Source organism: Bordetella petrii (assembly GCF_000067205.1).
Classification (GTDB): domain Bacteria; phylum Pseudomonadota; class Gammaproteobacteria; order Burkholderiales; family Burkholderiaceae_B; genus Bordetella_A; species Bordetella_A petrii.
In genome coordinates, this window is record NC_010170.1 from 626,735 (window position 1) to 639,783 (window position 13,049).

The window sequence follows — 13,049 nt, forward strand, 5'->3', positions numbered from 1 at the left end:
GTGACCGCCTCGGCTTCACGGTGCCGTCCGGGCGCCCCGCGCGCCCGGGTCCGGCCCCGAGGCGCCTCGGCGGTCACCCCGTCCCGCACCGGCGCCAGAAGCACCCCACCAACAGCCAGACTGACGCCCGCCGCGTCCGTCAGGCCCCCCCCACTACCCCCACATACCGGCAATCCACCTCGAGCGTCAGTTCATCCATGCCCAGGATGTCCAGTTCCACGGCCATGCCGCGTTCCAGCTCGGGCAGGCCGCCCACCCGCATGACCAGCGGCGCGTTCGCCAGCCGCACCAGGTCTTCGCGCAGTACATGCGCCACGGTGCGGGTGATGCCCTGCTGCTGCAGCCAGCGCAGGCACCAGTAGCGTTCCATATTGCCCTGGAACTCGTTCCAGGCGGCGTATTGCGCGTCGAAGGCGCCGATGATGGCGAACAGATCGGCGTCGCGTGGCTTGAACGGGGCCACCAGGCGGGCCGACACGCCATGCTCGACCGCCGCAATCAACTGCCACTGGTTGACCAGGTCCACATAGCGGCGCAGCGGCGACGTGCTCCAGGCATATTGGGGCACGCCGATGGCCTCGTGCGGCAGGGCCTGGGTGCTCATGCGCACGCGCCCGGCCTGCTGCGAGCGATAGATGCCCGGCACGCCGTGCTGATGCAACAGGCCGCCCCACACATTGTTGGCCAGGATCATGTACTCGGCCACCATGCGGTCCAGCGGCGCATTGCGCTGGCGCGGCACCAGCCGCACCGGCGTGTCGGGGTTGTCCGGGTCGCCATCCAGGTAAAAGCTGTATTCCACCCGCGAATTGTTCTCGGGCTTGCCGCGCACGATGTCGCGCTGCGCCGACAGCGCGCTGGCCAGCCGCCACAGCGGCCGCAGCCAGTGCCCGTACGGCAGCGGCGCGTCCGGATCGTTCAGGGCGGCTTCGGTGACCTGCCCGTCGAGTTCGTTGTGGCGCAGGTTCTCGCGCACCACCACGCGCTCGACCCGCGTTTCCGTCGCCGAGATTTCGCCCGTGGCGGGGTCGGCCGTCACGTACAGCGAGAGCGCCGGCACCTCGCGGCCCGCATCCAGCGAGAACGCCTGGATGACGTGGTCGGGCTGCATGGGAATTTTCTCGCCGGGCATGTACACGGTAGACAGGCGCGCCCGCGCCAGCTTGTCGAGCTCGCTGCCGCGCGTCACGGCCAGGCCCGGCGCGGCCACATGGATGCCGACCCGCACCTTGCCGTCGGGCAGGGGGGTAACCGACAGGGCGTCGTCGATTTCGGTGGTGGTGATGTCGTCCACCGAATACAGTTCGGCATCGGCCAGCGGCAGGTCGCGCGCCAGCGGCGGGATGGCGGCATCCGGAAACCCGGTGCCGCGCGGAAAGTAGGTGGCCAGGAAGCGTCGCTTATGCAGAGCCAGCGGGTGCGGCCAGGCGCCCAGCTCCAGCAGCAGGCGGTCGGGGCTTTTCTGCTGCCGCGCGCAGGCGGCGTCCAGGGCCTTCCATTGCATGCTGTTCTTGTCGGGGCGAATCAGCAGCGATTCGGCCGCCTGGGCGATCTCGCCGGGCAGGCGGCCCGCCGCCATCTCGTCGACCCACTGCTGCTGCTGTTCGGCCTGCTTCTGCTTTTTTTCCAGCGCCGCCAGGGCCGCGGCCAGGATGTCCGGCGGCGCCGGCCGGTAGCGGCCCTTGCCGCGCCGGTGGAAGTACGCCGGCGCGCCGTGCAGGCGCATCAGCAGCGCAGCCTGTTCCACCGCGCTGGGCGCGTGCCCGAAATAATCGGCCGCCAGGGCGGCCGCGTCGAATTCTTCCTGCGGCGCGCATTCCCACAGAAACTGCAGATCCAGCGCGTCGGCGGCCTGCGCCGCCTCGGCCAACAGCGCGGCCGGCGCCGGCTCGGCGAACGTGAACAGCGTGTTGGCGCGCTTGATCTTGCTGCGCTTGCCCGATTCCGACTCCACCTGCAGGCTGGCGTCGGTTTCTGACAGGATGTTGGCAGCCTTGAAGCCGCCGTCTTCTTCGTAAAACACGTACATAATCAGTCCATCGAGGGCGCGGCATCCGCACCGGCCCGCGCGGGGCGGGCTTCTGCTTGTTTATATAGCTGGAATGGGGTTCAGGTCAGGCGCCGGGAGCCTCGAAGGCAAAATCCAGCACCTCGGGCAGCCAGCGCTCGAAATCCGACAGGCCATGGTCGCTGCCCGGCACGATGCGTTGCCGGCAACCGGCGTAACGCGCCTGCATCTCGCGCCAGTCCAGCACTTCGTCGCCGGTGGCCGCCACCAGGAAATAGCGCTCGGGCTTCGTCACGGCCGCCACGCGCACGGCGGCCAGTTCGTCGACATATTCGGCTCGGAATTCGAACGGCGCGTCGGAATGATACATGCGATGCTGGCCCACCTGGGTGGCCAGGTCGCGCGCCGCTTCGACGGCGGGGTTCAGCAGCACGGCCTTGCAGTCCAGTTGCTCGGCCAGCCAGGTAGCGTAGTAGCCGCCCAGCGACGACCCGATAATGGTAAGCCGGCGCGGGCTGTCGGCCTGGGCCAGTTGGCCGCGCGCCAGGCCCAGCGCCAGGTCGAGCGCCTGGCGGGGGCTGGCCGGCAATTGGGGGCACTGCCAGTCGCGCTCGCCCGCCAGGCCGCGCTCGCGCAGGGCTTGCGCCATCAGGCGCGCCTTGAACGACGCTGGCGACGACCGAAAACCGTGCAGGTACAGGATCATGGCGCCCCTCGCCGCGCCAGGGCGTCGAGCAGCTTGCCATGCACGCCGCCAAAGCCGCCGTTGCTCATGACCAGCACATGGTCGCCGGGCTGGGCTGCCTGGGCCACCGCGGCCACCAGAGCGTCCAGGTCGTCGTAGCTGCTGGCGCGCTCGCCCAGCGGGGCCAGCACCTCGTCCGGGTTCCAGCCCAGCGCATGCTTGCCGCTGCGCGCGCCGAAGCAGAACACCCGGTCGGCCCCTTGCAGCGCCGCGGGCAGGCGGGCCGCCATGGCGCCCAGCTTCATGGTGTTCGAGCGCGGCTCCAGCACGGCCAGGATGCGCGCCTGGCCCACCTGGCGGCGCAGGCCTTCCAGGGTGGTTTCGATGGCGGTGGGGTGGTGCGCGAAATCGTCGTAGACCTTGACGCCGCCGGCCGTGCCGCGCAGTTCCATGCGGCGCTTCACGCCGCCAAACCGGCTCAGCGCCGCCACGCCTTCGGCCGGGTCCACGCCGGCATGCTCGGCCGCTGCCAGGGCCGCCAGGGCATTCAGGCGGTTGTGCTCGCCGCCCAGCGTCCAGCGCACCGTACCGATGGCCTGGCCATGGCGCAGCACCTCGAACGCGCCGTCGGCGTCGGCCGGGCCGGCCTGCCATGCGCCGCCGGCGCCGAACCGCACGGTTTCCGACCAGCAGCCACGCGCCATGACGCGGTCGAGCGCGGCGCTGCCGGTGGGCAGCACGATGCGTCCGCGTTCCGGAATAGTGCGCACCAGATGATGGAACTGGGTCTCGATGGCCGCCAGGTCGGGGAAAATGTCGGCGTGATCGTATTCCAGGTTGTTCAAGATCGCCGTGCGCGGACGGTAGTGCACGAACTTCGAGCGCTTGTCGAAGAACGCGGTGTCGTATTCGTCGGCCTCGATCACGAACGGCCGCACCGCCGGGTCGTAGCGCGCCGACACTTTCAGGTCGTGCGCCACGCCGCCGATCAGGAAGTTCGGCCGCAGCCCGGCCGCTTCGAGTATCCAGGCCAGCATAGAGCTGGTGGTGGTCTTGCCGTGCGTGCCGGCCACCGCCAGCACGTGAGCCCCGGGCAGCACGTTGTCGCCCAGCCATTGCGGGCCCGACACATAGCGGGCGCCGGCATCCAGAATGGCCTCCATTAGCGGGTTGCCGCGCGTGACCACGTTGCCGATCACGTACAGGTCGGGCGCCAGGGCCAGTTGCTCGGACCCATAGCCTTCGATCAGGTCGATGCCCTGCTCGGCCAGCTGGGTGCTCATCGGCGGGTACACGGCGGTGTCGCAGCCCGTGACCCGGTGGCCGGCCGCCCGTGCGATCAGCGCCAGGCCGCCCATGAAAGTGCCGCAAATGCCAAGAATATGCAGGTGCATTGATGTTCTCCTGGGCGCATTGTAGAGGCTCGATCCACCCGCCGCCGCCAGCGGTTATGATCCGGGCATGAACCGTCGTATCTTCTTGTATGCCGGCGCCGCGGTGGCCGTCGCCGCAGCCGGCGGCTACGCTTACCGCCAGCGTGGCGGGCAGGCCGCCCACACTCCGGCCCCTGCCCCTGCCGGCGATCCCGTCGCGGCGCTGCAGGCGCTGTCGCTGCCCGATCTCGATGGTCAGCCCCACAGCTTGTCCCAGTGGCGGGGCCGGCCCATGGTGGTTAATTTCTGGGCAACCTGGTGCGCGCCGTGCGTGAAAGAAATGCCCGAATTGCAGGCATTGCATCAAAAATATCCGGCCATCCAGTTTGTGGGCATTGGCGTGGATAAAGCCGAAAACATGCGGCAATTCCTGCAAAAAGTGCCGGTGTCCTATCCCTTGCTGGTCATGGGCGCGGGCGCTGTCGATACCCTGCGCACCCTGGGCAACCCCGCCGGCGGCCTGCCATTTACCCTGGTTTTCGATGCAAATGGCCGAATTAACCGAAAAATCCTGGGCCAGATCCAGTCCGACGACCTCGATCGCACGCTGCAGGACCTGGCGGCCTGATGTCTCCCGCGACAGTGGCGCTAAAATAGGGCCACTACCGCGTAGCTGTTGGACAAATGATGTGAATAGGCGTAAAAAGGCGGTTTATCGATAGTTTTGCCGACACTTTGCGGCTGGCCTTCCGGCGCAACCCACATGGCGCAACAGATCCTGGTATTGCACGGCCCCAACCTGAACCTGCTGGGTTCGCGCGAGCCCCATCTCTACGGCAGCCTCACGCTGGCGCAGATCAACCAGGGCCTCGAAACGCTGGCTGCGCAACTTGGGGTGGGGCTTACCGCGTGGCAAAGCAACCACGAAGGCGCCCTGGTCGAGCGCATCCAGGCGGCCCGGCAAGACGGCACCGATTTCATCATCATCAACGCGGCAGCCTACACGCACACCAGTGTTGCCGTGCGCGACGCCCTGGCGGCGGTTGCGATCCCTTTTATTGAAGTACATTTGTCGAACTTGTATAAACGCGAGCCGTTCCGGCAGCATTCTTACCTGTCCGATCTGGCCGTCGGCCTGGTCTGCGGCCTGGGTGCCGACGGCTACGAGGCGGCAGTGCGTTATGCGGCACGGCATTAGTGCGGCACTCCAGTCTCCGGATTCACCTTTACTTTCACTACACGATACGGCGCGGCCCTGACGCAGACGCGCCGCTAACATTAATCGGGAAGCAGCTTCTATGGACCTCCGAAAACTCAAAACCCTGATCGACCTGGTGGCGGAATCGGGCATTGCCGAGCTTGAAATCACCGAAGGCGAAGGCAAGGTCCGCATCGTCAAGTTCTCGCAGACCCTGCAGCCGGTGGCCTACCATGTGCCCGAAGCGCCCGCGGCCGCCGCCGCGCCGGCCCCCGCGGCCGCCGCGCCGGCTCCCGAAGCCGCACCCGTGCCCCAGGGCCATGTGGTCAAGGCGCCCATGGTGGGCACCTTCTACCGCGCGCCCAACCCCGGCGCCGCGCCCTTCGTGGACGTGGGCCAGTCGGTCAAGGAAGGCGACGCGCTGTGCATCATCGAAGCCATGAAGCTGCTCAATGAAATCGAGGCCGACAAGTCCGGCGTCATCAAAGAGATCCTCGTCGAAAACGGCGAACCCGTCGAATACGGCCAACCGCTGTTCGTCATTGGCTGATTGCGCATATGTTTGAAAAAATCCTGATCGCCAACCGCGGCGAGATCGCGCTGCGCATCCAACGCGCCTGCCGCGAACTCGGCATCAAGACGGTGGTCGTGCACTCCGAGGCCGACCGCGACGCCAAGTATGTGCGCCTGGCCGATGAGTCCGTGTGTATCGGGCCGGCGCCGTCGCGCGAAAGTTACCTGAACATGCCGGCCATCATCTCGGCCGCCGAGGTCACCGATTCCGAGGCCATTCACCCCGGCTACGGCTTCCTGTCGGAGAACGCCGATTTTGCCGAGCGGGTCGAGAAAAGCGGCTTCGTGTTCATCGGGCCGCGTCCCGAAACCATCCGGCTGATGGGCGACAAGGTCAGCGCCAAGCGCGCCATGATCGAGGCCGGCGTGCCGGTGGTGCCGGGTTCCGAGGGCGCGCTGCCCGACGATCCGCAGGAAATCCTGCGCGTGGCCCGCGAAGTGGGCTATCCGGTGATCATCAAGGCGGCCGGCGGCGGCGGCGGGCGCGGCATGCGCGTGGTGTACACCGAAGCCGCGCTGCTCAACGCCGTCACCATGACGCGCTCGGAAGCCGGCGCGGCCTTCAACAACCCCGAAGTCTACATGGAGAAGTTCCTCGAGAACCCGCGCCATGTGGAAATCCAGATACTGGCCGACGGCGGGCGCAATGCCGTGTGGCTGGGCGAGCGCGACTGCTCCATGCAGCGGCGCCACCAGAAGGTCATCGAAGAGGCTCCCGCGCCGGGCATCGCCCGTCGCCTGATCGAGCGCATCGGCGACCGTTGCGCCGACGCCTGCCGCAAAATGGGCTATCGCGGCGCCGGCACGTTCGAGTTCCTGTATGAAAACGGCGAGTTCTATTTCATTGAAATGAACACGCGCATCCAGGTCGAGCACCCGGTCACCGAGCTCATCACCGGGGTCGACCTGGTCCAGCAGCAGATCCGCATCGCCTCGGGCGAAAAATTCCTGCTGCGCCAGCGCGACATCCAGTTCAAGGGCCATGCCATCGAATGCCGCATCAATGCCGAAGATCCGTTCCGCTTCGTGCCCAGCCCTGGCCGCATCACCAACTGGCACACGCCGGGCGGCCCCGGGGTGCGCATCGATTCGCACGCGTTCAACGGCTATTTCGTGCCGCCCAACTACGATTCGATGATCGCCAAGGTCATCACGTACGGCGACACGCGCGATCAGGCGCTGGCCCGCATGCGCATTGCGCTGTCCGAGATGGTGGTCGAAGGCATTTCCACCAACATCCCGCTGCATCGCGAACTGCTGCAAGATGCCCGCTTCATTGAAGGCGGCACCAGCATCCATTATCTCGAGCACAAGCTGGCCCAGCGCCCTTGATGCCCAGGCGGGCCCCTGCGGCCCGCCTCACCGGAAGAACCCGCCATGCGTGAACTTGTGCTTCATTGCCTCGAGGCGCAGGCCGAAGCGCTGTCCGATGCGCTGCTCGAAGCCGGCGTGCTGTCGGTCTCGGTGGAAGACGCCGACCTGGGTACCGACGCCGAGCGCCCCCTGTTCGGCGAACCGGGCACCGAACCCGACGTGCAGGCCTGGGAGCGCAACCGCGTCGTGGCGCTGCTGCCCGATGGCGCCGACCCGGCCCAGGTCTACGAACAGGCCATGGCCGGCGCGGGGCTCGACCCCATCCAGGCCGGCGGCTGGACCCTGCGCGACGTGCCCGATGCCGACTGGGTGCGGCTGACGCAATCGCAGTTCGGCCCCATTCACATCGCCCGCCGCCTCTGGATCGTGCCAAGCTGGCACCGTGACGACCCGGCCGTGCCGGGGCCGTCCGCGCCGGCCGAAGACGCCATTCACATCGAGCTGGACCCGGGCCTGGCCTTCGGTACGGGCAGCCATCCCACTACCCATTTATGCCTGGCCTGGCTCGAAGCCGAGCTGCCGGCCGGGGCCACCGTGCTCGACTACGGTTGCGGCTCCGGCATCCTGGCCATCGCGGCCCGCAAGCTGGGGGCCGGCGCCACTGACGCCGTCGATATCGACCCGCAGGCGGTGCAGGCCACGGCCGACAACGCGCGGGTCAACCAGGTCGACCTGCAGGCCATGTTGCCCGATGCGCTGGGCGATGGTACGTACCAGGTAGTGGTGGCCAACATCCTGTCCAATCCGCTGAAGGTGCTGGCCCCCATGCTGGCCGGGCGCGTGGCGGCGGGCGGCCAGCTGGTGCTGTCGGGCGTGCTCGAGCGCCAGGCCGACGAAGTGGCGGCCGCCTACGCGCCGTGGCTGGCCATGTCGGTCTGGCAGGCCCGCGATGGCTGGGTCTGCCTGCACGGACGCAAGACCTGAACGCGCCGCATGGGGTACGCGCCATGGCCATGACGACCCGCTGCCCGCAATGCGGCACCGCCTTCAAGGTGGTGCCCGACCAGCTTCGGGTGCGCAACGGCCTGGTGCGCTGCGGCGCCTGCAGCACCGTGTTCGATGGCCGGGCGTGCCTGGTGGCGCAGATTCCACAGGCGGCCCCGGCCGGCTTGGCCGTGCCGCCCGACCGGTCTCGGCCGCCAGCGCCACCCGCCCCGGCCGCGGTGCCCCCCGCAATTTCTGAAGCCCGGCCCGAGCCCGCCTTGGGGACCCTGCCGCCGGCCGTGCTGCGCGGCCGTCCGGATATCCGCAAGCATGATCCCTACGTCGGCGGGCACGCATCGCAAGATGATGACGATGCCTACGACGACGACCGCCTTGCCGATGACGAACCCGGCTTGCCGCAACCCCTTGCCGAAGCCCCTGCCGGCACGGACGCCGACCAGGACGCCGAAACCGGTACCGACGCAGAAATCGACGCAGAAGGCGACGCAGAAGCCGAAAACGACGCGGCAGCCAACGCCGGCGATCACGTCGAAGTCGAGCCGGTCGTGCTGGGCGAGGCCCGCACCCGTTACTACGGCGCCACCGATGTCGGCCGCACTCCGCCCGAATTCCTCGACACCGACCGTCAGGCTCGCCGCCATCTGGTGCGCAGCCTGTGGGGCTACGCCTGCGTGCTGGGCCTGTTGCTGCTGGCCCTGCAGGTGGTGTATGTATACCGCTCGGCCATCGCCACCGCGGCGCCGCCGCTGCGCCCGCTGCTGACCAGCCTGTGCCAGCCGTTGGGCTGCCAGATCGGCTATGCGCGCCGCATCGAACGCATTTTCATTACATCGTCGTCGCTGCAGCCGCCGCGCGGCCAGGCAGGGGCGCCCGCCGACGGCCACAGCCACCTGGTGCTGAGCGTGTCGCTGCGCAACCGCTACGACCAGCCCCAGCACTGGCCCGCGCTGCGGCTCGACCTGACCGATCTTTCCGATACCGTGGTGGTGCGCAAGGTGCTGCAGCCCCGCGACTACCTGCCGCCCGGCCAGGCCGAAGGCCCCTTCGAGCCCGGCGCCGAGATCAACGTCACGGTGCCCATTGAAGTGGCCGGCGTGCAGGTCAACGGCTTCCAACTCGACAAATTCTTTCCCTGAAGGATGACAAGCATGACGGCTCCCGTTCTGGTTTGCGGCTCGATGGCGTTCGACACCATCGCAGTGTTCGATGGCCGGTTCAAAGAACACATCCTTCCCGACCGCATCCAATCGCTCAGCGTGTCGTTCCTGGTGCCGGCCATGCGCAAAGAGTACGGCGGATGCGCCGGCAATATCGCCTATAACCTGAAGCTGCTGGGCGGCCACCCGGTGCCCGTGGCCACGGTGGGCGACGATGCCGCCGATTATCTGGAGCGCTTCACGGGCCTGGGCATCGACACCTCGCGCCTGCGCGTCATGCCGGGCACCTTCACGGCGCAGTGTTTCATTACCACCGACCTCGAAGACAACCAGATCGCGGCGTTCCACCCCGGCGCCATGGAGCTCTCGGCGCAGAACGACCTCAGCGGCGCGCGGGCGGACTGGGCCATCGTGGCGCCGGACGCCAAGGCCGGCATGTTTGCCCACGCCGAACGGCTGCACGCCGCCGGCATTCCGTTCATTTTCGATCTGGGCCAGGCCATGCCGCTGTTCGATGGCGCCGACCTCGACCGCATGCTGGGGCTGGCCCAGGCCCTGACGGTGAACGACTACGAGGCTGGCGTGGTCGAGCAGCGCACCGGGCGCAGCATGGCCGACATTGCCTCGCAGCTGCAGGCGGTGGTGGTAACGCGCGGCGGCGACGGCGCCACGTTGTTGACGGACGGCGCTACGGTGCACGTGCCGCCGGTGCGCCCCGCGGCGGTGGTCGATCCCACCGGCTGCGGCGATTCGCATCGCGCCGGACTGCTGTACGGGCTGACCAATGGCTGGAGCTGGCTGGACAGCTGCCGCCTGGCCAACCTGATGGGCGCCATCAAGATTGCCTCGCGCGGGCCGCAGAACCATGCCCCCAGCCGCGGCGAGATCGATGCCCAGCTGCGCGCGGCGTACGGCATCGGCCTGCCGGCCTAGGAACCCGGCGCGGCAAGGGCGGTCAGAAATCCTGGCGGGCCGCCCCGCAGGGTGTTACAGCCCCGTTACGCTGCGCTGCGGCAAGCGCTCTAAAAGTTGCATGCTGTTTCGTACCCGTATTTTTAGCGCACGCGAGAGTATTATCAGATGCATAAAATAGTGGTTACCTATGAAGGAGTCCACATGAGCCAAACCCTGTCCTCTCCCGTCATGGCGCCGCGCGCCGGCCGCTGGCTGGCCGTAGCGGCGGTCGTCGCTTCGATGGCCGTGCTGGGTGGTTGCGCCAATCGCAGCGCCTCTAGCGGCGTGTATTCGTACGACCAGGCCCAGCGCGAACAGATCGTGCGCATCGGCACGGTCACGGGCGTGCGCCCCATTACCATTCAAGACGATAAATCCAGCGGCGTGGGCATGATCGCCGGCGGCGCGCTGGGCGGCGTGGCAGGCAACGCAGTGGGTGGCGGCACGGGCCGCGCCCTGGCTACCGTAGGCGGCGCCATCCTGGGCGCGCTGGCCGGCAACGCGGTTGAAAACCGGGCGGGCCGCGCGTCCGGTCTGGAAATCACCGTGCGCCTGGACAACGGCGAAACCCGCGTCGTCGCCCAAGAGGCCGACGTGCCCATCAGCGTGGGCCAGCGCGTACAGGTAATCAGCGGCGCCGGCCCCACCCGCGTGGCGCCGTATTGATATTTTCCCCCCCGAAGCGCTACGCGCTTCCCCCGGGGGGCGACGCTGGCGGACCGGCCAAGCCGGCTCCGCGGCGTCCCCGCTTCAGCGGCGCCTGCTTTTAGCGTCTAACTTCGCTTCCCGCGATGCCTGTTTTAGCGGCTGATTTCGCATTCAGCGGCGCCTGTCGCAGCGTCTGGTTCGCATTCAGCAGCACCGCTGGGTCATCAGATATCTGATCGCCACCGGAAGGGCATATGCCCCCAGGTGTCTGACTCCCGCAGGGTGTCAGACACCGCCCAGAAAAGAACCGCAGGTGTAATCCGGCTACCAGTCCCACGTCGCCCGCCAAAGGCGGGGGCGGTGCGTTGGGCGGCGGGGTAGCCTGCGCAGCAGGCCTCGGGCGCCTGGTTGCGCCCGAGCCCGACGCACGTGCGCCGCCCCCGCCTTTGGCGGGCGGCGTGGGACGACCGCAAGAACTCAACCCCAGGCAGCAAGCCGCTACCCTTATACCCCCACCAACCCATACGTCAGCCGCGCCAGCATCATCAGCGCGATCTGCGCCAAAATCAGCAGCACCAGCGGCGAGAAATCGATGGCCGAGCTGCGCGGCAAGATGCGTCGGATGGGTTCGAGCAGCGGGGCGGTCAAGGTTTGCAGCAGCGCCATCAGCGGCGACATCGGGTTGATCCACGACAGCACCGCCTGCAGCAGCGTCAGCCATACGATCAGGTTCAGCGCCCACTTCGCCACCATCAGCAGCGATGAACCCAGCGCCGCCGGGATCAGCGAGGCTGGGATCAGCGCGCCCACGGCCAGCATCCAGACCAGCACCAGATAAACCAGCGCCGTCAGCCAGGCGGCGAACAGGCTGGACCAGTCGATAGAGTGGCCGGCCGGAATCAGTTTGCGAATGGGCAGTACCAGCCAGTTGGTGACCTGGAAAATGCCTCGTGCCAGCGGATTGAACGGGTGCAGGCGCACGGCGTGGATCCAGGCGCGCGCGATCAGGGCGGCGCCGAACAGCGTAAAAGTGATTTCAAGCAGGAAGCGGAGGATATCGCCGAACATATGGGACAGTCTGCCAAAAGGTAACTGCTTATTGTCGCACGGCCTCACGGCAGTGCGCGCGGGCGGGGGCACGCCCACAAAGCGCGTCGCGGCATACCACAGCCGCCAGAAAGCAAAAACCGCCTGGCCGAAGCCAGGCGGTTTGAGGATACCGCTAGTGAACGGCTACCGTCCGTATTACGGACGGCCGCCCGTCGGGAACGGCCACGACGCGGCGGGGTTCAGCGCGGTTTTCGCGCCCGGGGCGGCCGCCGTGGAAGGCGGCGTGGCGGGCTTCTTGGGGGCAGCCTTTTTAGCGGCAGGCTTCTTGGCGGCAGCCTTCTTGGCGGCAGGCTTCTTCGCAGCAGCCTTCTTCGCCGGCGCCTTCTTGGCTACCGCTTTCTTGGCAGCTTTCTTGGCGGGGGCCTTTTTGGCCGCTTTCTTGGCAGGCGCCTTCTTGACCGCTTTCTTGACGGCCTTCTTGGCTACTGCTTTCTTGACGGCTTTCTTGGCCGGAGCCTTTTTGACCGCTTTCTTCACGGTCTTCTTGGCAGCGACTTTCTTGACAGCCTTCTTGGCAACCGCTTTCTTCACCGCCTTCTTGGCAGCGGCTTTCTTCACGGTTTTCTTGGCGGCGGTCTTCTTCACTGCCGGCTTCTTGGCTGCCGTTTTCTTCACGGCGGGTTTCTTGGCCGCAACCTTCTTGGCCGCAACCTTCTTCACGGCGACTTTCTTGACGGCCTTCTTGGCCGGGGCTTTCTTGGCCGCGGCCTTCTTGGCGGCGGGTTTCTTCACCGCTTTCTTGGCGGCTTTCTTGGCTGTTGCCATGGTCATGCTCCTTAGGTTCAGGGGTCCCAGAACTTAAACCCGTGCCACCATCCGCCGAAAAACGGATCGCGCCCGGGCTATTCATCGGCGCATGCCGCTGTCCCATGCGGGCGACAGCTACTACGGTTTGCGCTAATGAATTCGGCACAGCCATTTGATATGGCCCCCGCACTATGCGCGAGCCATCTCAAATGGCGCCGGCAGGCGCCCGACATCGGGCGACCTACCGCTTGGTACTGCGTATTCGAATACCCAGGCC

13 protein-coding genes are annotated in these 13,049 nt (G+C 67.3%); 8 read left to right on the forward strand and 5 right to left on the reverse strand.

Annotated features, from left to right (window positions below):
- Positions 1-139 precede the first annotated feature (139 nt).
- From BPET_RS02855 to mpl, 3 genes are all read right to left on the reverse strand, one after another.
- Positions 140-2,029, reverse strand: a complete 1,890-nt coding sequence (locus BPET_RS02855; RefSeq protein ID WP_012247591.1) for a ribonuclease catalytic domain-containing protein — start codon at positions 2,027-2,029, stop codon at positions 140-142.
- Positions 2,030-2,114: 85 nt separating this feature from the next.
- On the reverse strand, positions 2,115-2,714 hold the full coding sequence (locus BPET_RS02860) for a YqiA/YcfP family alpha/beta fold hydrolase (protein WP_012247592.1): 600 nt from the start codon (positions 2,712-2,714) through the stop codon (positions 2,115-2,117).
- The gene (gene mpl, locus BPET_RS02865; protein WP_012247593.1) at positions 2,711-4,087 is read right to left on the reverse strand and encodes a UDP-N-acetylmuramate:L-alanyl-gamma-D-glutamyl-meso-diaminopimelate ligase; all 1,377 of its coding nucleotides are present in this window, start codon (positions 4,085-4,087) and stop codon (positions 2,711-2,713) included. Before mpl ends, BPET_RS02860 begins: the two co-directional genes overlap by 4 nt.
- A gap of 67 nt (positions 4,088-4,154) precedes the next feature.
- Here mpl and BPET_RS02870 point away from each other — a divergent pair, with 67 nt between their 5' ends.
- From BPET_RS02870 to BPET_RS02905, 8 genes are all read left to right on the forward strand, one after another.
- Entirely contained in the window at positions 4,155-4,694 is a 540-nt protein-coding gene (locus tag BPET_RS02870; protein WP_012247594.1) for a TlpA family protein disulfide reductase, read from the forward strand.
- A 135-nt stretch (positions 4,695-4,829) separates the two neighbouring features.
- On the forward strand, positions 4,830-5,264 hold the full coding sequence (gene aroQ / locus BPET_RS02875; protein ID WP_012247595.1) for a type II 3-dehydroquinate dehydratase: 435 nt from the start codon (positions 4,830-4,832) through the stop codon (positions 5,262-5,264).
- A 100-nt stretch (positions 5,265-5,364) separates the two neighbouring features.
- Positions 5,365-5,814, forward strand: a complete 450-nt coding sequence (gene accB / locus BPET_RS02880) for an acetyl-CoA carboxylase biotin carboxyl carrier protein (RefSeq protein WP_012247596.1) — start codon at positions 5,365-5,367, stop codon at positions 5,812-5,814.
- Positions 5,815-5,822: 8 nt separating this feature from the next.
- Positions 5,823-7,169, forward strand: a complete 1,347-nt coding sequence (gene accC, locus BPET_RS02885; RefSeq protein ID WP_012247597.1) for an acetyl-CoA carboxylase biotin carboxylase subunit — start codon at positions 5,823-5,825, stop codon at positions 7,167-7,169.
- Positions 7,170-7,214: 45 nt separating this feature from the next.
- Positions 7,215-8,135, forward strand: coding sequence for a 50S ribosomal protein L11 methyltransferase (gene prmA / locus BPET_RS02890; RefSeq protein WP_012247598.1), 921 nt, complete (start codon positions 7,215-7,217; stop codon positions 8,133-8,135).
- A gap of 23 nt (positions 8,136-8,158) precedes the next feature.
- A complete protein-coding gene (locus BPET_RS02895; protein WP_012247599.1) occupies positions 8,159-9,292 on the forward strand; it encodes a DUF3426 domain-containing protein in 1,134 nt (377 codons plus the stop codon).
- Between the two features lie 12 nt (positions 9,293-9,304).
- Entirely contained in the window at positions 9,305-10,246 is a 942-nt protein-coding gene (locus tag BPET_RS02900) for a carbohydrate kinase family protein (RefSeq protein ID WP_012247600.1), read from the forward strand.
- A 183-nt stretch (positions 10,247-10,429) separates the two neighbouring features.
- A complete protein-coding gene (locus BPET_RS02905) occupies positions 10,430-10,933 on the forward strand; it encodes an outer membrane lipoprotein (RefSeq protein ID WP_041862661.1) in 504 nt (167 codons plus the stop codon).
- A 486-nt stretch (positions 10,934-11,419) separates the two neighbouring features.
- Here BPET_RS02905 and BPET_RS02910 read toward each other — a convergent pair whose 3' ends face one another.
- Together BPET_RS02910 and BPET_RS02915 are read right to left on the reverse strand one after the other, a co-directional pair.
- Positions 11,420-11,983 carry a YggT family protein gene (locus tag BPET_RS02910; RefSeq protein ID WP_012247602.1) on the reverse strand — a complete coding sequence of 188 codons (564 nt, stop codon included), beginning with the start codon at positions 11,981-11,983 and terminating at the stop codon, positions 11,420-11,422.
- 177 nt (positions 11,984-12,160) lie between these two features.
- On the reverse strand, positions 12,161-12,790 hold the full coding sequence (locus BPET_RS02915; protein WP_012247603.1) for a histone H1-like DNA-binding protein: 630 nt from the start codon (positions 12,788-12,790) through the stop codon (positions 12,161-12,163).
- Positions 12,791-13,049: the final 259 nt, after the last annotated feature.